A 19,217-nucleotide genomic window follows, 5' to 3' on the forward strand; every position below is an offset into this window, starting at 1 on the left:
GCTCCTTGCGGGACGATGCGCTCATGACGGCAGGCGGAGGGTGAAGGTCGAGCCCCTGCCCGCGGTGCTCGTCACCTCGATGCGCCCGCCGTGCGCCTCGGCGATGCGGAGCGCGGCCCACAGGCCGAGGCCGACGCCCGGGGCCACGCCGCTCGACGACGGAGCGCGGAAGTAGCGCTCGAACAGCCGTCGCTGATCGTCGGCCGCGATCCCCACCCCGCGGTCCGAGACCGCGATGGAGACCTCGGCGCCTACCCGCGCGACGGTCACCTGCACGGCGCCGCCCGCAGGTGAGTACTTGATGGCGTTCGCGACCAGGTTGTTGAGCACCTGCTCGATCCGGATCGGGTCGCAGCACAGCGGGACGGGCTCGTCGGGGAGCGACAGCCCGAGCTCGTGCGCGGTCGCGGTCGGGCGGTAGAGCTCCACGACGTCGCGGGCGAGCTCGCGCGCGTCCCGGGTCTCGCGGCGCAGCTCGAGCTCACCGCCCTCGATCCGCGCGATGTCCATGAGGTCCGTGAGCATCCGATCGCAGCGCGCGGCCTCCTTCCCGATGCGGGTGAGCATCGACCGGAGCCGCTCCTCGTGGGGGAGGGGCCGATCCGGCCGGAGGCCGTCGACGGTGAGCTTCAGCGCGGCGAGCGGGTTGCGCAGGTCGTGCGCGACGCTCGCGAGGATCCCGAGCTGCCTCTTGCGCTGCTCGGCCAGCGCGGCGGCCATCTCGTTGAACGCGACGGCGATCTCGCGCAGCTCGTCGAGCCCGCCCTGCGGCGCGCGGGCGTCGTGCGAGCCGGCCCCGTAGCGGTCGATCGCGGCGCGTATCGAGAGGAGCGGGCGATAGACGCACCTGCGCAGCTGCCAGAGCGCGAGCAGGACGCCGGCGAGCAGCATCCCGGCGGCCCCGAGGCTCACGATCTCCGAGAGCCTGTGCACCTCGTCGACGCGCTGCCGGGCGATCCGCGCCTCGACGAGCCGGGTGGCGAGCAGCCGCTCGAGCGCGGCGAACGTACGATCGACCTCGTCGTGGGACGCCCCCGTGTCCGCCCCGGCCTTCCGGTGCTCCTGCGTGTGCGTGGCGAGGTAGCGCTCGAGCTCCCGCTCGGCCTCCTCGAAGACGCTGGCGCTCTCCGCGGTGACCGGCTGCTCGCGGGCGTCCTCGAGCCACCTGGAGAGCTCGCGCCTGGCCGCGTCGCGCGCGCCGACGTGCTCGGGGAGGTGGGTCAGCGCGACGCGGGCGCTCTCGCGCTCGTGGGAGAGGAGGTGGACCTCCAGCTGCGTGATGGACCGCACCTCCCGGACGATGTTGAAGAGGCACGTGACCTCGCGGGTCATGTACGTGGCGCTGAGCGCGAACCCGCTCGCCGTCAGCAGCGCGAGGGCGGCGAGCCATGCGGTGCTCGCTGCCGCGAGCGTCTTCAGCTTCATCGTCGTCCCCCGGTTCCGGCCCAGGTCGCGCCGGGAACGGGCGGAAGCGTAGCGCCGCAAGCGCGCGCGGCCCGTCCGCCGGGCAATCCGGAGCTCCCGGAGCCGCCGGGGAGGCGGACGAACGCGGCGCTTCAGGCGCGGCGCGGCTCCCGTCGAGGCCGCAGCGCGCAGCCTCAGGCGCGCGTGTTTTCCAGGCCGTTCGGGATCGACAGCGCCGTCCGCGCGATGGCCATCTGCCGCTCGATCTCCGCGGGCGACGCCGGGGCCTCCAGGATCAGCGCAGCGTCATCGGGCACCTGGGCCGCGATCCGCTGGAACGCGTGCGCCGCGCTCTGGCTCAGGCCGCCGTGGCGGCTCCCCGCGTTCACCTCGCTCACGTGGAGCTGCTTCAGCCGCATCCTGTGCTCCCGCACGAGGAAATGGGCCTCGGTCATCGTGCGATCGACCTGGTGCGCATGGCCGATATCGAAGCAGAACGACGCGTCCGGCAGCGCGTCGAAGAAGGGCCCGAGCTCCTCCACGGTGCGGCCTGTCCGCTTTCGCTTATCCATGTTCTCGATCGCGAGGAAGCCGCCGAGCTGCCGGAAGGCGCCGAGATCATGGAGGGTGTCGGGGTGGAGGACGATCAGCCATCCAAGCGCGGCCACCTCCGCCATGGCGTCGGCGACGGCGCGCTCCTCCGCCGCGTCGAAGCGGCTCGGAGCGTGGAACGAGACGTGGTCGTACCGCGACAGGTCGAGCGAGCCGAGGAGCCGGAGCAGCGGCTTGAGCTCCGAGATCCGCAGCGCGGAGAGCTCCACGGCGGTCGCCGAGCTCCCCTCGAGCATCGAGAGCGCCCGCTCGACGTCGCTGAGGGCGAGCGCCCCTGTCGAGTAGCCCACGGGTCGCATCAGAACACCCCATAGGTCTGGAGGAGCATCAGAACACCCCATAGGTCTGGAGGAGCTTGCGGAGCTCGTCGTCTTCCTTGAAGAAGAGCCGGTCGAGCCCGCCCTGGAACTCACGCGCGATGTCCCGCACCCGCTTGAAGGTCGGGTCGCTGCCCAGCTGATCGTCCAGCGGCAGCTGCTTCAGCCGGCCGCGCTCCTCTTCGTTCGAGAGGAGCGCGAGGAACGCGTCGTAGCTGTCGAACAGCGTGCGCGCCGTCTCCGCCGAGATCGAGGGCCGGAGCAGCACCTCGGCCAGGCTCTCCAGGGGCGTCACCCGGATGCGCTCTCGCAGGAAGCGCACGAGCGCGGGCGTCGAGAGCCGCTCACCGTCGTCGGTCAACGTCGTCCGATCCTTGCAGAACAGCTCGAAGCCGAAGCAGGTGAGGAGCCCGCTCACGAAGATGAGCTTCCGCGACATCCTGAGCTTCGCGTTGCGGAGCGCCCAGCCCGAGCTGCGCTCCCGCTGCTTGTAGACAAAATCGACGGCGACCGTGCGCCAGTACCGGACGATGTCGTTCAGGAGGAACATCGGGAGGATCTCGCGCTTGCTGCCGTACCGCAGCCCGCGGTCGTCCTCGACGTACCGCGAGAGCACGAGCCTGAGCACCCGCTCGTGGGCGTCCGGCTGGCCGATCGCGAGCGACTCGAGGAGCAGCAGGATGCGCTGGGTCGTGTTCTTGTTCGTGTCCTCCTGCCCGCCGATCTGGTGGAGGATCGGGTGGCTGAAGGCCACGTTGCCGAACACGCCCGTCGGGCCCGGCTCATGGAACTTCGCTTCCTTCAGGATCCTCGTGATGGCCTGGACCTGGCTGAAATGCCCCTCGTCGGCCTGACCGTCGATGAGCAGCGTCCAGTCGAGATCGCTGCCGGTCGTGTACTCGCCCCGCGCCAGCGAGCCGAAGACCACGACGCTCGTGTCGCAGGGGATCTGCTCGCGGAGCAGCGCCGCGAGCCGCGCCCGGGTCTCCGTCGAGAGCCGCGCGGCCGCCTCGATGCTCGGCCACGATCGCCCCGCCTTCTCGCCGATCCGCTCGATGGCGCTCCGCGGCGCCGCGCCTTCATCTCTCGTCATCGAACCACCCTCGATCGCGGGAGCCGTTCATCGAGCCCACCGCAGCGCATGGCAGCGCGCCGCGTCGCGCCGCGCGCCTCACGCCCCGCCGTCGCCGGAGAGCGCGAGCCCGAACCACCGGTTCACGAGGTCATGGTGCTCGTCGAGGCGATCGCGGTAGCGGGGGGTGCCCTCGAGCGCGGCTCGCTCGAAATCGATCCAGTACAGGGCGCCCGTCTTCTCGCCGATGAGCACGTTGCCGAGCTTGACGTCGAGCGGCGCGACGCCGCGCGCGTTCATCGCCCGGACGATCTCCTCGATCCGGCCGCGGTAGGCCGCGCCGCCGCCGCTCGCGAACGCCTCGATCTCCCGCCGGTCGCGGTCTGGATCGAACAGCTGCCCGAGCGGCGCGAGGTCGATGTCGAGCACCTTCTCCCCGCGCTCGGCGACCTGATGTTGCAGCGTCCGTCCGCGCACGTAGTCGAGGTAAAGGGTGCGCGTGGCGAGGCTGAGATCGCGAATCCTCGGGACGCTGGGGAGGTCGCGCAGGCGGAAGAGCGCGGCTGCTTCGTTGTAGAAGAAGAGACCGAGCAGGGCGAAGAGGTGCGCCTGGAGCGGCGCGTTCTGCGGCTGTCCGACGAAGCGCTTGCGGACGCAGACGTAGCCGCCGCGCAGCACGATGTGCAGCCGGTAACGCAGGCGCGGCATCTTCTGGCTCCGCCGGTTGAAGAAGGCGACGTCGGCCGGGTGGACCGCGAAGGCGAAGCCGTCCTGATCGAGCTCCGCGAGCACCCTGTCCCCCGGGCCAAGCTCGGCGACCGATGGGATGTCGCTCGGGGTGACGGCGTCGGGCACGGGGAGCGGGTTCTCTGCGAGCCGGCGCGCGAGGAGCGCTTTGACCGTCTCGAGCCGCACGGCGAGCAGCCTCGTCGCGGCGTCCATGCCGGGCACGCGGCGCATGCCTTCGTCAAGGGCGCGCCGAAGCTCAGGGTTCATGCCCGTCTAGTAGCCGCTTCCGTTCGGCAAATCAAAAGGTGAGGTGACGGCGAGGCGAGGTGGTACGCTGATCCAGCGACCTTGGGCGCGTGCGTCGGCGAGCGGCGACGCGCGCCAACGAGCGTGGACGAACGTGGACGCGCGCCAGACGCCACGGCCGCCGGCATTTCGGGTGGGCGTTTGGCAGCGCGGGTGATGCTGGGTGCGGTTTGCGCTTCAACAGGGGACCCGATTCGGGTAGCAAGCCTTCATGGGGAATTCGTCGCTGCGGATCGTCCATGTCGTGAGCAGCCTCAACGGCGGTGGTATGGAGCATTTCGTGCTGCGCCTCGCCGAGGCGCAGCGGCGCCACGGCCACGACGCCTCCATCGTCGCGCTGCGCGGCGGGCCGCTCGCGGAGCTGGCGCGGCAGCGGGCGCTGCCGACCACGGTGCTGGGGGGGCGCCTCCCCACGCGGCTCGCGCAGGCGGCCCTCTCCTTCGCGCGCTCCCGCCCGCACGTCGTCCACGCGCACAACCCCACTGCGCTCCATTACGCCACGATCGGAAAGCTCCTTACGCGCGCGCGGCTCGTCTTCACCGATCATGCCCAGACGCGCGGGATCATCCGCGTTCCATCGCGCTTCGAGTGGCGTGAAACGGACGCTGTCGTCGGCTGCTCGCAGGACACGGCAGACAAGAGCGGCGCGGTCGGCGTGGCCAGCAGCATCTCTGTCATCCACAACGGGATCGACATCACCCCGGCCAAGCGGACGCGCGACGAGGTGCGCGCCGAGCTCGGCTTCGGCCCGGACGTGTTCCTCGGCATCATGCCCGCCGCGTTCCACCCGGTGAAGGCGCACGACGTGCTGCTGCGGGCGCTCGCGCGGCTCCGGGAGCGGGGCGTCGCGGTCGCGGTGCTCGTCGTCGGCGACGGCGACGAGCGCGATCGCATCCATGGGCTCGCGAGGGAGCTCGGGGTCCACGGCGCCGAGGCGCGCTTCCTCGGCTTCCGCAAGGACGTGCCCGATCTGCTCGTCGCCGCCGATTTCTTCACGCTGCCCTCGCGCGACGAGGGGCTGCCGCTCGCCGTCCTCGAGGCCATGGCGCGCAGCCTGCCTGTCGTGGTGACGCCGGTCGGCGGGGTCCCGGAGGTGGTGCGGCACGAGGAGCACGGCCTGATCGTCCCGGTGGACGGGCACGACGCGCTCGCGGACGCGATCGAGCGGCTCGCGAGCGATCCGGCGCTGAGGCGGCGGCTCGGCGAGGCGGGGCACGCGCGGGTGCGCGACGACTTCTCGTTCGAGAAGATGACGCGCAAATACGAGCAACTCTATTTCCGCCTCACGTGACAGGCGAGCGCGCGATGAAGATACTCGTCTTCACCCATCATTACCCTTCCACGCGGCTGCCGACGATGGCGCCGTACAGCTATCACACGTACAGGGCGCTCGCGCGCCGCTGCGAGCTCCGGCTGGTGGCCCCGATCCCGTGGTGGACGCGCGCGCGCGGGGCGTCGGGGGAGCTCTTCGGCGGCACGCGCGAGGCGCACACCGGCATCGACGCGCTGTTCCCCACGTACTGGTCGGTCCCGGGGCTGCCGAGCCTGCACGCGCGGGCGCTCCGCGCATCGCTCGGGCGCACGATGGCGGGGCTGCGGCGCGAGTTTCCGTACGACGCGATCCTGGCCGCGTGGGCTTATCCCGATACCGTCGCCGCGGAGGCGTTCGCGCGGGAGGCGGGCGTGCCGGTCGTCACGACGGTGCTCGGCAGCGACATCAACGAGCAGCCGAGGAACGCCGCGCTGCGGGCGCAGATCGCGCCGGCGCTCCAGCGCTGCGCCCGGGTGGTCGCGGTGAGCGGGGCGCTCGGGGAGCGCCTGGTGGAGCTCGGGGTGCCGCGGGAGCGCGTCGTGGTGCAGCTCAACGCGGTCGACGGCGCGCGGTTCGCGATCCGGGATCGGGCCGAGCCGCGGCGGCGCTTCGGCGTCCCTGCGGACGCGAAGGTGGTGCTGTACGCCGGTTATCACGTGCCCGAGAAGGGCGTGGACGTCCTCGTGGAGGCGATGGCGCACCTCGACCGGGCGGGCCGCCGCGACATTCACCTGATGATGGTGGGCGGTGGCGAGCTGCTCGAGCCGCTGCGCGCGAAGGTGAGCGCGCTCGGCCTGGGCGATCGCGTGCGGCTGTTCGGCTGGGCGCTGCCCGTGGAGATCCCGGACTACATGGCCGCGTGCGACGTGTTCTGCCTGCCGAGCCGCCGCGAGGGCTGCCCGAACGTCGTCCTGGAGGCGCTCGCCTCGGGCCGCCCCGTCGTCGGGACCCGGGTCGGCGGAGTGCCGGAGCTCGTGCGTGAAGGGAACGGGGGCAATGGCCTCCTCGTCCCCCCCGGCGATCCCGGGGCGCTCGGGGCCGCGCTGGCGCGAGCGCTGGATACGGCGTGGGAGCCGGAGGCGCTGCGGGGCAGCGTGGGGGCGCTGTCATGGGACGTCGTGGGGGAGCGCTATCACGCGCTCCTGAAAGAGGTCCTCGGCGAGCACCGCAGTCGCGGGCCGGGCTGATTCAACGGGGGAATTGAACAGGGAGGCAGGGAGACGGGGAGTACTCGAAAATTTCCCTCCCCGTCTCCCCGCCTCCCTGTGAATTTCCCGAAGAACTTGAGGGGAGGCCTCAGGGATGAACGGTCAGCTCGCGCAGGGCGGCGGCTTCAGGCGGTGATCCCTGTAGTCACCGGGATTGCCTGTCTTCCCCTCGAGCGCGGCGATCGCGATATTGTACATCTCCCGCGCGGTCACGTAGTGGAGCACCCACTCCTTGCCATCGTTGTAACGGGTGGTGAGCTCCCGGTGCAGCTCGTGGCCCCCGGCGCCGAGCAGCGACGCCGCCTGGTCCTCGGGGGCGCCGTGCGTGTAGACCTTCACGAACACCCACTCGGGCCTCCCCTCGATATGGATGTTCTGATCCACCCACGTCTTCACCCGGTCCGGCGTCGGCGGATCGACCGCCTGGAGCGCGCCGTACTCCATCCGCATCCGCACCCGGCTTCCCCGGCGCGTCAGCGCGAGCGCGAGCGGGCCCTCGATCATCAGGATCCGGTCCTCCAGCACCTCGCCGACCTTGGCTCGCGCGCCCACGGCGTGGGCGCTCCGGCGCGCCAGGTTGCCCGTCGGCCAGTAGATCTGGTTCACGATGGAGTGCTGCGACTCGTCGGGGGCCGACGGGAACGTGTAGTCAGCATAGCAGCCCGTCTCGAAGAGGAGCGGGAGCTCCGCGTCGACTCCGCAGTTCCGCGAGTCCCGCCCGGAGTTCGCCAGACACCAGTTGCCGTGGATGAACCCGTAACGCATGCGCCCGTCCGGGTCGCGCGAGAAATGCCCGTGCTTCCCCAGGATGTCCAGGTACCTGAGGATGTCCGCGCGCAGGTTCTCCTCCGTGTCATTGTGGTGGTGCAGGTGCAGCTCCACCTCGCCGAAGCCGCGGCGCGTGAGGTCCGCCAGCGCGTCGAGCCACCCGGGCGTGTACTGCTCCCCCGGAAAGAAGAAGCTGTGACGCGGATGGTGGCCGTCCGCGTCGCGGTACGCGCCGGCCATCTCGGGATACCCCTTCGACCACGCCCTCACCCGCGCGTCGCCGACCTCCGGTGTGGCGTTCTCCCACCCTGGCTCCCAGTGATCGCAGACCGAGAAGAGCAGGTGCCGCGGGCCGAGCGGGCGCGGAGCACGGGCGTTCTCGATCCTCTGCCGGGCGTAGCCGCCGAGCCAGTTGTGAAGGTTCTTGTTCTTGAGATACTGGATCTTCGCCTGGAGTGTTCCGATCATGAGCTCTCTCGACCGCGACGCGTTGGACCGGCGGCCGCCGCGGCGGGACGGATACTAACCTGGCCCCCCCGGGCGTAGCCATAGCCGCCTCGGGGCCGCGCAGCGATCAAGATCTCCTCGCGGTCTCACGCGACGCCGCGCGGAGCGCCGCCCACCTGCCTCCCGGACGGCGCGCGTGACAAGGCGGGCGTCGTGATCGTGCTCGCCACGCTCGTCCCCCGCGAGGCGCGCGCGACGCCGTCCTCGCCCCGCAAGCAGCGAGCGCACGCGGCCCGGCTCGCCCGCCCTCGGCACGGGGGGCGCAGAGGCCATGGAAGCTCGAGCACACCCCAGCAGAGCCCGAACGGCCGTCCCGAACAGCCACCGTGCAGCGACCCCTTACGGCATACATCGTGTTTTCAATTTTTGCGCCTGGCTGTTCGGTGCGCCGCCTTGCTTCGCCGAGCGACGGTCCCTGTGAGGGGGACAAATCGCCCCACCTGTGGCGGTTTGTGCCGCCCAGTTTGTCGGCGGACCACCTACCGTTGTGTCTGCGGTGAGCATCCGCACGGGAGCCGCGCTGGCACGACGCCTGCTCTGGGGGGTGCGGACCGTAGCCATCACCGACAAGGAGCCAGGCATGATGTCAACCGCGATGACACTGAGCGAAGAGATGGTCTCCCTCCCGCGGAGGGCCTCCGTCGAGTCACCAGCTTCGATGGCCGAGGCGTGCGAGCTAGCCCGGCGGCTCGTGGACATGATCGAGCGCCTCAGGATGTGCACTCCGGAGGGCGATCAGGCCCAGGCGCTCCGCATCGCGGAGGGGATGGCACGGAGCGTCGCGGATGTCGTCACCGACGCCATGGGCAGTCGGCGCGCTCACGTCGCCTAGCCGCTAGCCGCGCGAGCACGCCGGCCGGGGCGATGAGGCCCGAAGGGGGCGCCGCGCCCCGGCCGTGGATCGGCAAATCGAGACCAGCATGAGCTACAAGCGCAAAGGAATGCGCCCCGGGGATCCGTACCCCCTCGGCGCGACATGGGACGGCGCTGGAACGCAGTTCGCCCTCTTCTCGGAGAACGCCGAGGCGGTGGACCTGTGCCTCGTCGACGACGAGGGGAACGAGCAACGCCTGCCGGTCCGTCACCGCACCTCCCTCGTCTGGCACGTCTACGTGCCGGAGGTCGGGCCGGGGCAGAAATACGCGTATCGCGTGCACGGCCCGTGGGCGCCGGAGCGGGGGTTGCGCTTCAACCCGCGGGTGCGCCTGCTCGATCCGTACGCGAAGGCGCTCGCCTCGCGGGTCCAGTGGGATGCGGGCGCGTTCGCCCACCGGAGCGGTGAGCCCGACGGCGACCTCGCCATGGCCGAGGGGGAGGCGCTCGGCGCCCCGCTCGGCGTCGTCATCGACCCGTCCTTCGACTGGGGCGGAGACCGGCGCCCCTACGTGCCGTTCCACCGCAGCGTCATCTACGAGGCGCACGTCCGCGGCATGACGATGCAGCACCCGGAGATCCCGGAGGAGCTCCGCGGGACCTACCTTGGCATCGCCCACCCGGCCATGATCGGATACCTAAGGGTTCTCGGCATCACGGCCATCGAGCTCCTGCCCGTGCACGCCTTCGTGCACGAGAAATTCCTGCTCGACAAGGGGCTGCGGAACTACTGGGGATACCACTCGATAGGCTTCTTCGCGCCGGACGTCGGGTACCGCGCGGGCGCCGATGTGGCGTCGGAGGTGCGGCAGTTCAAGGAGATGGTGAAGGCGCTCCACGCCGCCGGCATCGAGGTCATCCTCGATGTCGTCTACAACCACACGGCGGAGGGCAACCACCTGGGCCCGACGCTGAGCCTGCGCGGCATCGACAACCCGACCTACTACCGCCTCGTCCCTGGCAACGAGCGCTATTATTTCGACTACACGGGCACGGGGAACACCCTCAACGTGCGTCACCCGCAGACGCTCCAGCTGATCATGGACTCCTTGCGGTACTGGGTCCTCGAGATGCACGTGGACGGGTTCCGCTTCGACCTCGCGGCGGCGCTGGCGCGCGGCCTCCACGACGTCGACCAGCTCTCGAGCTTCTTCACGATCATCCACCAGGACCCGGTGCTCAGCCAGGTGAAGCTCATCGCCGAGCCCTGGGACGTGGGCCCCGGCGGCTACCAGGTGGGCAATTTCCCGGTGCGCTGGGCGGAGTGGAACGGTCGCTATCGAGACACGCTGCGCGACTTCTGGCGCGGCTCGGGCGGCATCGCCTCGGATCTCGGGTTCCGGCTCACGGGGAGCAGCGATCTCTACGAGAACAGCGGGCGAAAGCCGTACACGAGCATCAACTTCGTCACGGCCCACGACGGCTTCACCCTGGCGGATCTCGTCTCGTACAACGAAAAGCACAACGAGGCGAACGGGGAGGGGGGCTGCGACGGCGCCGACGACAACCGCTCGTGGAACTGCGGCGCCGAGGGGCCGACCGACGACCCCGAGATCCTGAAGCTGCGGGCGCGGCAGGCGCGGAACATCATGGCGTCGCTCCTGTTCTCGCAGGGGACTCCGATGCTCCTCCACGGGGACGAGCGGGGGCGCACGCAGGCGGGGAACAACAACGGATACTGCCAGGACAGCCCGCTCACGTGGCAGCCGTGGGGCTGGGACGAGCCGTCGCGGGCGATGCTGGAGTTCACGCGCAAATGCCTCCGCATCCGGCACGAGCACCCGGCGCTCAGGCGCTCGATCTTCTTCAAGGGGCGCCCGATCCGCGGCGGCAAGACCTACGATATCCAGTGGTATCGCCCGGACGGCGAGCTCATGACCGACGAGGACTGGTCGAACCCGTTCACGCAGTGCCTCGGCGTGTTCCTGTCGGGGGAGGGGCTCGACGACGTGGACGAGGAGGGCGATCGGCTGATCGACGACGACTTCGTCCTGCTGCTCAACGCGTCGCCGTGCGACCTGAGCTTCCTCCTCCCCTTCTCCGATGATCCCAGGCCGTGGCAGCTCCTCGTGGACACCCAGGACGACGCCGCCGTCGAGACGCGGAAAGGCGGCGAAGAGACGGCGCTGGCGTCGCGCTCGCTCAAGCTCTTCCTCCGGAGCCGGCGCAACACCTAGCGCGGGGCGCTCAGAACGCGTTGAAGGCGCCGAGGAAGAGCGGGGGGCCGGCGAACGCGGCGTCGAGGAGGGCGGCCGCCTTGGCGCTGCCCACCACGAAGCCCTGGCTCAGGAGATCGCGCGCCGAGGAGGCGCCGAAATAGATCTGCGTGAGGCGCTCGATGGAGAGCGAGAGGCGATCGCCCGCGGTGCTGCCGGGCGCCGTCTGGACGCCGCGCGCCGCGAAGGTGACGTCGAAGGCGCGCGGCGCGTCCGTGAACACCGGGTCCTCGACGTCGACGCCGATGGCGCCGCGGACGCCGTGCTTCCGCGGCGACGGGTGAAGCGCGAGCGCGGCGGCGACGTCGACGATGCGCCCCATCGCGCCCGCCGCCGTCAGGCCGAGGACGCTGCGGCGCTGCGCGGTGTGCGCGGGCGGGCACAGGCCGGGGTGCCGGGCCGCCGTCTCGTACACGATCGGCTCGTCGCGGACGCCGGGCTCGTCGAGCAGCGGCGCGCCCTGGCCGCGCGGGAGCGAAAGCTCCACGACCTCGTACTGATCGCCGAGCGCGCCGAGGAAGCCGATGAGCCCGCGGTACGCGCCCGGCGTCGGCGCGTGGAGCTCGCGGACGAGCAGCTGCTGGGCGCCGTAGGCGCCGCCCTCCGGGACGTCGAAGAACAGGTAGCCGGCGATCGCCTTGGAGCCCGGATCCACGTAGACGGCGCCGCTCGGAGAGCGCTTGAAGACGCGCACGTCCCACCAGTAGTCGCTCCGCTTCAGCTGCCCCGTCGTCTCGGCCCGCGCGACGTCGTAGGCCTGCTTGATGAGCGGCTCGTCCCGCGGGCGGGAGAAGGCCCGCACGTGGCGGCGCAGCACCGAGTCCGGGAGCCGATCGGGGGAGGTGCGCACGACGTCCCGGAGCTCGCAGACGCCGAAGCCGAACCGCCGGTAGAACGAGAGCCGGAAAGGGTGGAGCAGCGTGAGCGCCTCGCCCCGGCGGCGCATGCGGCGGAGGCTCTCGCGGACGAGCCGATCCGCGATGCCCCGGCGGCGGAACTCCGGCAGCACCGCCACGGACGAGAGGCCCTGGAACGGCACGTCCGCGCCCGCGAAGCTCATCGTCAGGTCGAGCGAGGCGACGTACCCGACGAGCTGGCCGTCGGTCTCCGCGACGATCACGTTGTCGAGCGCGAGGTGCGCGTGCTCGGTGAAATACCGCAGCCACGCCTCTGGATCACCCGCCTGGAACGCGCGGTAGGCGACCGTCGCGAGGGTGCCCTCCTCGCCCTTGCGGGCGCTGCGAAACACGAGCTCATGGTTGGAACGGCTCGGGGTGCGGGTGCGCGCCATGCCGGTCAATCTACCCTGGGAAGCGCGCTCCCTGGGCCCGGCGGCCCGGCGGCGGCCCGGCGAAGCGCTTCGGACATCTCCTCGGCCGATCCGAAGCGGCCGGACGGCTCACGGGCAAGCGCCCTGATGAACCACGCGTCGAGGGCGGGCGTGATCTCGGCGCAACGCTGGCTCGGAGGCGAGAAGGTGCCGAGCCGGATGGCGCCGAGGAGGGCCTCGATCCCCTTCTGCTCGAACGGCGGCGCGCCGGTGAGCGCGTGGTACGCCATGATGCCCACGGACCAGAGATCCGAGCGGCCGTCGACCAGCTTCGGGTTGAAGAACTGCTCCGGGCTCATATAAACGAGGCTGCCGACCACCGCGCCCGTGTTCGTCAGCGTGGTCCCATCCGGGTCGACATCCCCCCTGGCCACCCCGAAATCGAGCAGCTTGACGCAGGTGCCTCCGCCGGTGTCGGCGAGGAAGACGTGCTCTGGCGTGATGTCCCGGTGAATGACGCCGAGCTTGTGCGCCGCGGTGAGCCCCGTGCAGAGCTGCGAGACGAGCGCGAGCGTCTCCTCCAGGGGGAGGCGCCCGGCGCGCGCTAGCCGGTCGGACAGCTCCTCGCCCCGCAGCAGCTCCATCACGATGTACGAGAGGCCGTTGGCGGCGACGCCGTGCTCGTACACCTCGGCCACGTGAGGGCTCTTGATCCTCACCATGAGCGCGCCTTCGCGGTGGAACCGGGCGACCGCGGTCGCGTCGGTCGCGAGCGACGCAGAGATGAACTTGACGGCGACCTCCTTGCCGAGCCCGAGGTGATGCGCCGTCCAGATGCTGCCGACGCCTCCCATCCGGAGGAGGGTGTCGAGCGTCAGGTGCGGCGCTACATGGGATCCAGGCTCAAGCCGCATAGACAGTCAGTATGAATGATGCTCGCACCAGTGCACGTCTCTCTGGTCTCTGTCGACCGGGCGGGCGGCCGGCTCAATACAGCCCATCGGGTGGTCGCCCATCGGACATGAACTTCTTGGCCACAGCCGCGATCCGGCGCGCGGAGAGCTCCCGCCGGACGGGGACGACGTGGGTGAGCAGCGCCGCGAGGTACGCGCCGTCGGGCTGAGGATCGGACGACTCGAGCCGCTCCAGCGCCTCGAGCGTCTTGACGGCGTGCGCCGTGAAGATGGGCCTCACCGCGGCGTCGAACGCGGCGAAGGGGGCGAGCTCGGCGAACGCGCGCCGGCGACCCGCGGCGTCGAGCTCCCGCGCGATCGCGAGCGCCGCGCCGACGTCGCGCGCCTCCACCGCCTGGAGCAGCCCGCCGCCTCGCGCGCGGGTAGTCGCCGTAGCGGACGCGTGCGGCGCGGCGGCGTCCGCCTTGCGGAGCTTGCCGACGAAGCCGGCCGCGAGCACCGCGAGCTGCGCGGCCTCGCGCGGGAGGGCCTCGCGCCCGAGCGCCGCCGCCGCCTCCGCGAAGGTGACGGCGTGGGTGACGTCGAGCACCCCGACCTCGGCGTCGAGGCGCGCTTCCCAGGCCGAGTCGAAGCGCGCGAGGCGGACGGCGGCGGCGTGGCCGATCGCGCCGAGCAGCGCGAGCGGCCCGGCGCCGCGCGCGAGCCAGCGCACGGTCGCCTCGACGGCCGGCTGCTCTCCCGCGAGCACCTCGGCCTCGAAGGCGGCGCGCTCCGCGCCCTCGAGCGGCGAGGCGTCCTGGCGCGTGGCCTCTGCGGCGCCGTCGGGGCCGGGCAGGGGCAGATCGGCGAGGCGCGCGAGCGCGGCGCGCGTGGCGGTGAAGGGGGGCAGGCGGGTGTCGGCGGTCGCCCAGGCGAGCTGCACCGTGGAGGCGGCGAGGACCTCGTCGGCGGCGGACGAGAACCGCTCGGCCAGCTCGAGCGCCTTCGAGAGGAAGATGGCGCCGTGCCCGTAGTCGTACAGGTGCTGCGCGACGAAGGGCATGAGCGCGCGGCGCGCGCCGGCCGTGCCGCGGATCTCGACGAGCTCGCGCATCCGCGCCTCGGCCTCGTCGCGGCGCTCCGCCGCGAGCGCCTCGCTCACCTTCGCCGGCTCGTCGAGCTCGAAGTCGGCGATGCGCGCGAGGGGCGAGCGGGCCCCCACCCTGCCGGGGCCCTTGCCGCGGGGGCCCAGCCGGGCCGACGCCTCGCCGATCGCGTGGGCGGCGACCACGAACGCCTCCTCGGCCGGGATCCTGCCGCGCTCGACCCAGGCGCAGAGATCCGCGAGCAGGGCGAGGCCGTGGTCGAAGCCGTACTCGGCGCGCTCCGCCCCGTCCCTGGCGAGCACCTCGAACGCGAGGTGCAGGCTGCCCAGGCCGGTCTCGCCCCGGTGGAGCCCGAGCGCGCCCAGCCGGAGGCCCTCGCGCAGCGCGCGCGCCGGCTCGTCGCGCAGGATCGCCTCGCGCAGGCCGGCGACGAGGCGCCGCACCTCGGCCGCTGTGTCGACGGCCCGGTTGAGCTGCACGCGCCCGCCGTCGATGCGGGTGGCGTAGCGCCGCACGGGCTCGCCGCCGAACATGCAGGCGCCCGAGGCGAGCTCGAACTTCCAGTTGTGCCACGCGCAGGTCAGCACGCCGTCGCGCAGCGCGCCCTGCGACAGCGGGTAGCCCTGGTGCGGGCAGCGATCGTCGAGCGCGTGGACCTCGCCGCCACGGAGGACGCAGGCGAAGCGCCGCCCCGTGTCGTCCTTGCGCAGCACGGGCGCCTCCGCCGGAAATTCGGAGAGGGGGCCCAGATCGATCCAGTCCGACTTCATGGCTTCTCCGCGCCGCGGCGCGCGCCGCGGTGGGTACGCGGCGCGCGTCGTGAGAGCGACGCGCATCGTAGCCGAGGGCGGGGCGGGGAGGGGCCACGAACGGGGCCGCCGCGAGAAGTTCCCTGTCCGGACCCGCGCCGGCCGCTCACCCCTTCACGCAGAGGACCTGCCGCAGCTCGGCGACGACCTCCACGAGATCGCGCTGGTCTTCCATGACGCGCTCGATCGGCTTGTAGGCGGAGGGGATCTCGTCGAGGACGCCGCCGTCCTTGCGGCACTCGACCCCGGCCGTCTGCGCGGCCAGGTCGTTGACCGTGAAGCGCCGCTTCGCCTCGCCGCGGCTCATCTTGCGCCCCGCGCCATGCGAGGCGCTCTCGAACGCCTCGGGGTTGCCGAGGCCGCGCACGATGTACGAGCGCGTGCCCATCGAGCCGGGGATGATGCCAAGCTCGCCCTTGCCCGCTCGGATCGCGCCCTTGCGCGTCACCAGCACGTCTTCACCGAAATGACACTCCTCTGCCACGTAGTTGTGATGGCAAGTGATGGCTTCCTGGATCGCGAGCTCGGGGAAGTGCCGGCGGAGCACGCCCTCGGCGAGGTCGAACATGGCCTCGCGGTTCGTCCGCGCGTACCGCTGCGCCCAGAAGAGGTCGTGCCGGTAGGCCTTCATCTCCGGGGTGCCGGCGAGGAACACCGCGAGATCGCGATCGGGCAGGTCGCGGTTGTGGGCGAGCTTCTTCGCCGTGGCGATGTGGATCTCGGCGAGCTCCTTGCCGATGTTGCGAGAGCCGGAGTGGAGCATCAGCCACACTCCGCCGTCCGTGTCGAGGCAGAGCTCGATGAAGTGGTTGCCGCCCCCCAGCGTGCCGAGCTGACATCGCGCCCGCGTGAACAGCCCCTGGACCTTCGGGCTCAGGCTCGCGAACTCGTCCCAGAGCGCGAGGCGCTCGAACCCCGCCGGCGGGGCGTCGTGGGAGGCGAACCCGACGGGGATCGCCCGCTCGAGGTCGCTGCGGATCCGCCGGAGGTCGTCGGGCAGATCGGCCGCGGTGAGGTTCGTGCGGAGCGCGCCCATCCCGCAGCCGATGTCGACGCCGACGGCGGCCGGCGCGACAGCGTCCCGCATCGCGATGACCGAGCCGACGGTCGCGCCCTTGCCGAAGTGGACGTCGGGCATGGCGGCGACGTGGTGGAACACCCAGGGCAGGGCGCTGATGTTCCGCAGCTGCTCCAGCGCGATCTCCTCGACCTCGTCCGGCCGGGTCCACAGCTTGATGTCCACGTTCTTGCCCTTGATCTGCGCGGGTCCCATGCGGGCAGAATAGCGCGGGGCGCGCGCAGGCGAACAGCGAGGGACGCGTGCGGGCGAATCGCGAGGGGCGCGTGCGGGCGAGCGCGAGGCGGGCGGCTACCCCGTTCGGCCTTGCGGGGCCTCTGGGTTCTTGATACGCGTCGAAATCGCTGCTTCCGGGGTCCTTGTTCATGCCGTCTGCTCGCGCGCTCTCCATCGCAACCCTGGCGGCCTTCGCCGCTCTGTCGTGTGGGGTCACGAGCGGCTGTGACGGCTGCAAGCCGAGCGAGGACCCTGCGGCCGGGAAGCCCGCCGCCGCGGCTTCCGCGACGGCCAGCGCCGCGGAAGGTGCGGAAGGTGCGGAAGGTGCGGAACGTGCGGAACGTCGACAACGCGCCCTGCCCGCCGGCGACGACCGCTTCGCGGCCCAGATCGCGGCGAACCTACCCCGGGTGCCCGATCCGGCGATCCAGGCCCCGGAGGGCGGCGGCGCGGGCGCCGAGCTCGACAATGGCACCTTCCGCGATCGCGTCATCGCCTTCGTCCGCCAGGTGGCAGCGGGCGGTGACAAGGTGACGTGTGATCTCGCCCTCTCGTCCAAACGCCCCTTCCGCGCTGTCGTGATGGGCTTTCAGGAGGGGAAGCAGATCGCCCGCGGGGAGGCGTCGGACGCGGGGCTCTGCGTCGCGCTGAAGGACGCCGCGCGCAGGGCCGTGGCCGCGGCGGGCGGCGCGGCGGCGATGACGAGCGCGCTCGCGGGCGCGCGGCTGGTCGTGGAGCTTCCGGATCATCACGAGTCGATGGTGGAGAGCGTCGAGCGCCCGGGGAAGGGCGTCGAGCTCGTCGAGGGGCTCGTGCCGGTGCGCGTCCTCGACAAGCCCCTCCTCGCGCGGCGCATCGAGGAGGGCAAAGGCTATCTCCTGCGCGTCATCGATCCGCGGCACAAGGGGGTTCACAAATACTACCACGCCCCCGCGGACCGGTTCGAGCGCGAGCTGCATACGATCTACACCGCGTCCACGGCGCTGACGCTGCTGAAGCTGCACGCCTACAAGCCCGACGAGCGCCTGCTGCGGCTGGCGACGGAGGCCGCCGGCTTCATGATGGGCATGCAGAGCCGCGAGGCGCGCGATCGCACCGCCGGCGGCTTCTTTTATGCGTTCGACCTGGAGCGTGAGCGGCCCGAGCGCCGGCTGGTCGTCGGCACGGCGTCGAAGTCGATCTTCACGCTCCTCGAGCTCCACGGCGTCACGAAGGACAAGAGGTACCTCGAGTCCGCCGTGCTCGCGGCCGAGTGGCTGATCTCGATGCAGCGGCCGGACGGCAGCGTGCGCTCGGCCCTGACCGGGCAGGAGGGCGGGGCGTGGAAGGTCCAGGGCAAGGACTCGACGCTCTACACGGGGCAGGTCCTCTCCGCCCTGTCGCGCACCTACCGGGCCACGAACAACAAGAAGTACCTCGACGCCGCCGCCCGGACCGCGGACTACCTGCTCGCCAGGATCGCGGAGAAGGGGTGTTTCCTCGGCGACGATTACAGGAAGCCCAACCCGATCTCGAGCTCGTGGGCGGTCCAGTCGCTCCTCGACTTCGCGAAGGCCGGCGGCGACCAGCGCGCCGAGCAGGCCGTCTTCCGCTGCGCCGACGACCTCGTGAAGCGGCAGTGGCGCAGGCCCGAGGACGCCTACCGCTACGGCCGCTGGCAGCGGTCGCTGTCGAGCAGCGGGAGCGGCTGGCTCGCCGAGGTGATGTCGGAGGTGTACCACCATTGCCGGAAGAAGGGCACGGAGGGCTGCGATCGGTACAAGGACGCGGTGGTCGCCGCGATCCGGTTGCTCTCGCAGTACACCTACGGTCCGGAGAGCTCGTTCGTGGTGAAGAACCCGCAGGCGGCCGCGGGCGGGGTGTTCTGGAGCGTCAGGGATCGTTATGTGCGCACCGACTCGGTGTGCCACGCGATGAACGCGTACCTCAACATGATCGGCGAGCTCGGCGACGGCCCGCTGCTCACGCTGCCCGAGCGGCCCCTCGCCGAGCGGATGGCGCTCGCGGCGGAGGCGGCGGACGCGGGGCTCCCCGAGGACGAGGGCGAGGAGGCCGCCGCGGGGCAGTCCGGGCCGAAGGGCGAGGACGCGGACGACTGAAGCGAATCGACGTTGTTCCAGGAGAACTCCCCATGGCTCAGGTGAAGATCTACGGAATCAAGGAGAAGCTCAATCCGGTGAAGGAGGCCCTGTCCAGGGTGATCCACGCCTGCGTCATGGAGGCGCTGCAGATGCCGCAGGACAAGCGGGCGCATCGCTTCTTCCCGATGGAGCGCGAGGACATGCTGGCGCCGGGCGGGCGCACCGACGCCTATACGATCATCGAGATCTCGATGATCACCGGGCGCAGCGTCGAGACGAAGAAGAAGCTCGTGCGGCTCCTGTTCGACAAGATCCGGGACGAGGTCGGGATCGACCACCAGGACATCGAGATCTGTATCTCGGAGTCGCCCGCCCACGACTGGGGGTTTCGCGGGATGCACGGCGACGAGGTCAAGCTGAACTACAAGATCAACCTCTAG

General features: G+C 71.3%; 15 protein-coding genes. 6 read left to right on the plus strand and 9 right to left on the minus strand.

Features of this window, described 5'->3' with window-relative positions; all coding sequences use genetic code 11:
• Positions 1-21: 21 nt before the first annotated feature.
• From WMF11_RS07365 to WMF11_RS07380, 4 genes are all read right to left on the minus strand, one after another.
• A complete protein-coding gene (locus WMF11_RS07365; protein ID WP_437976931.1) occupies positions 22-1,425 on the minus strand; it encodes an ATP-binding protein in 1,404 nt (467 codons plus the stop codon).
• Positions 1,426-1,598: 173 nt separating this feature from the next.
• A complete protein-coding gene (locus WMF11_RS07370; protein WP_437976932.1) occupies positions 1,599-2,315 on the minus strand; it encodes a hypothetical protein in 717 nt (238 codons plus the stop codon).
• Between the two features lie 28 nt (positions 2,316-2,343).
• Positions 2,344-3,426 carry a nucleotidyltransferase domain-containing protein gene (locus WMF11_RS07375; protein ID WP_437550458.1) on the minus strand — a complete coding sequence of 361 codons (1,083 nt, stop codon included), beginning with the start codon at positions 3,424-3,426 and terminating at the stop codon, positions 2,344-2,346.
• A 78-nt stretch (positions 3,427-3,504) separates the two neighbouring features.
• Positions 3,505-4,401, minus strand: coding sequence for a hypothetical protein (locus WMF11_RS07380; protein ID WP_437550460.1), 897 nt, complete (start codon positions 4,399-4,401; stop codon positions 3,505-3,507).
• Between the two features lie 250 nt (positions 4,402-4,651).
• Between WMF11_RS07380 and WMF11_RS07385 the strand changes: the two genes are divergently transcribed.
• Entirely contained in the window at positions 4,652-5,731 is a 1,080-nt protein-coding gene (locus tag WMF11_RS07385; RefSeq protein ID WP_437976933.1) for a glycosyltransferase family 4 protein, read from the plus strand.
• A 14-nt stretch (positions 5,732-5,745) separates the two neighbouring features.
• Positions 5,746-6,939 carry a glycosyltransferase family 4 protein gene (locus WMF11_RS07390; RefSeq protein ID WP_437976934.1) on the plus strand — a complete coding sequence of 398 codons (1,194 nt, stop codon included), beginning with the start codon at positions 5,746-5,748 and terminating at the stop codon, positions 6,937-6,939.
• Positions 6,940-7,062: 123 nt separating this feature from the next.
• On the opposite strand, the gene WMF11_RS07395 is transcribed toward WMF11_RS07390, so the two are convergent.
• Positions 7,063-8,196 (minus strand): hypothetical protein, encoded by a 1,134-nt coding sequence (locus WMF11_RS07395; protein WP_437976935.1) that lies wholly within the window; start codon positions 8,194-8,196, stop codon positions 7,063-7,065.
• 619 nt (positions 8,197-8,815) lie between these two features.
• On the opposite strand from WMF11_RS07395, the gene WMF11_RS07400 reads away from it, so the two are divergent.
• Together WMF11_RS07400 and glgX are read left to right on the plus strand one after the other, a co-directional pair.
• A complete protein-coding gene (locus WMF11_RS07400; RefSeq protein WP_437716242.1) occupies positions 8,816-9,067 on the plus strand; it encodes a hypothetical protein in 252 nt (83 codons plus the stop codon).
• 88 nt (positions 9,068-9,155) lie between these two features.
• A complete protein-coding gene (gene glgX, locus WMF11_RS07405; protein ID WP_437976936.1) occupies positions 9,156-11,285 on the plus strand; it encodes a glycogen debranching protein GlgX in 2,130 nt (709 codons plus the stop codon).
• A gap of 10 nt (positions 11,286-11,295) precedes the next feature.
• On the opposite strand, the gene WMF11_RS07410 is transcribed toward glgX, so the two are convergent.
• The 4 genes from WMF11_RS07410 to WMF11_RS07425 all read right to left on the minus strand — a co-directional run bounded on the left by WMF11_RS07410 (position 11,296) and on the right by WMF11_RS07425 (position 16,675).
• Positions 11,296-12,615 carry a GNAT family N-acetyltransferase gene (locus tag WMF11_RS07410; RefSeq protein WP_437976937.1) on the minus strand — a complete coding sequence of 440 codons (1,320 nt, stop codon included), beginning with the start codon at positions 12,613-12,615 and terminating at the stop codon, positions 11,296-11,298.
• Positions 12,616-12,620: 5 nt separating this feature from the next.
• A complete protein-coding gene (locus tag WMF11_RS07415; RefSeq protein WP_437976938.1) occupies positions 12,621-13,508 on the minus strand; it encodes a serine/threonine-protein kinase in 888 nt (295 codons plus the stop codon).
• Between the two features lie 73 nt (positions 13,509-13,581).
• Positions 13,582-15,363 carry a Rieske 2Fe-2S domain-containing protein gene (locus tag WMF11_RS07420; protein WP_437976939.1) on the minus strand — a complete coding sequence of 594 codons (1,782 nt, stop codon included), beginning with the start codon at positions 15,361-15,363 and terminating at the stop codon, positions 13,582-13,584.
• Between the two features lie 145 nt (positions 15,364-15,508).
• Positions 15,509-16,675: an RtcB family protein gene (locus tag WMF11_RS07425; RefSeq protein ID WP_437976940.1), complete on the minus strand. Its 1,167-nt coding sequence runs from the start codon at positions 16,673-16,675 to the stop codon at positions 15,509-15,511.
• A 431-nt stretch (positions 16,676-17,106) separates the two neighbouring features.
• On the opposite strand from WMF11_RS07425, the gene WMF11_RS07430 reads away from it, so the two are divergent.
• Both WMF11_RS07430 and WMF11_RS07435 read left to right on the plus strand, forming a co-directional pair.
• Positions 17,107-18,795, plus strand: a complete 1,689-nt coding sequence (locus tag WMF11_RS07430; protein WP_437976941.1) for a D-glucuronyl C5-epimerase family protein — start codon at positions 17,107-17,109, stop codon at positions 18,793-18,795.
• 32 nt (positions 18,796-18,827) lie between these two features.
• The gene (locus tag WMF11_RS07435) at positions 18,828-19,217 is read left to right on the plus strand and encodes a tautomerase family protein (RefSeq protein WP_437550482.1); all 390 of its coding nucleotides are present in this window, start codon (positions 18,828-18,830) and stop codon (positions 19,215-19,217) included.

Origin of the sequence: Sorangium sp. So ce295 (assembly GCF_051527405.1) — a bacterium.
GTDB lineage: Bacteria > Myxococcota_A > Polyangia > Polyangiales > Polyangiaceae > Sorangium > Sorangium cellulosum_B.

What these genes read in the sequence shown, in the direction of transcription:
- WMF11_RS07365 (WP_437976931.1), bottom strand. Translation starts at nt 1,425, where the DNA reads ATGAAGCTGAAGACGCTCGCGGCAGCGAGCACCGCATGGCTCGCCGCC.
- WMF11_RS07370 (WP_437976932.1), bottom strand. Translation starts at nt 2,315, where the DNA reads ATGCGACCCGTGGGCTACTCGACAGGGGCGCTCGCCCTCAGCGACGTC.
- WMF11_RS07375 (WP_437550458.1), bottom strand. Translation starts at nt 3,426, where the DNA reads ATGACGAGAGATGAAGGCGCGGCGCCGCGGAGCGCCATCGAGCGGATC.
- WMF11_RS07380 (WP_437550460.1), bottom strand. Translation starts at nt 4,401, where the DNA reads ATGAACCCTGAGCTTCGGCGCGCCCTTGACGAAGGCATGCGCCGCGTG.
- WMF11_RS07385 (WP_437976933.1), top strand. Translation starts at nt 4,652, where the DNA reads ATGGGGAATTCGTCGCTGCGGATCGTCCATGTCGTGAGCAGCCTCAAC.
- WMF11_RS07390 (WP_437976934.1), top strand. Translation starts at nt 5,746, where the DNA reads ATGAAGATACTCGTCTTCACCCATCATTACCCTTCCACGCGGCTGCCG.
- WMF11_RS07395 (WP_437976935.1), bottom strand. Translation starts at nt 8,196, where the DNA reads ATGATCGGAACACTCCAGGCGAAGATCCAGTATCTCAAGAACAAGAAC.
- WMF11_RS07400 (WP_437716242.1), top strand. Translation starts at nt 8,816, where the DNA reads ATGATGTCAACCGCGATGACACTGAGCGAAGAGATGGTCTCCCTCCCG.
- glgX (WP_437976936.1), top strand. Translation starts at nt 9,156, where the DNA reads ATGAGCTACAAGCGCAAAGGAATGCGCCCCGGGGATCCGTACCCCCTC.
- WMF11_RS07410 (WP_437976937.1), bottom strand. Translation starts at nt 12,615, where the DNA reads ATGGCGCGCACCCGCACCCCGAGCCGTTCCAACCATGAGCTCGTGTTT.
- WMF11_RS07415 (WP_437976938.1), bottom strand. Translation starts at nt 13,508, where the DNA reads ATGCGGCTTGAGCCTGGATCCCATGTAGCGCCGCACCTGACGCTCGAC.
- WMF11_RS07420 (WP_437976939.1), bottom strand. Translation starts at nt 15,363, where the DNA reads ATGAAGTCGGACTGGATCGATCTGGGCCCCCTCTCCGAATTTCCGGCG.
- WMF11_RS07425 (WP_437976940.1), bottom strand. Translation starts at nt 16,675, where the DNA reads ATGGGACCCGCGCAGATCAAGGGCAAGAACGTGGACATCAAGCTGTGG.
- WMF11_RS07435 (WP_437550482.1), top strand. Translation starts at nt 18,828, where the DNA reads ATGGCTCAGGTGAAGATCTACGGAATCAAGGAGAAGCTCAATCCGGTG.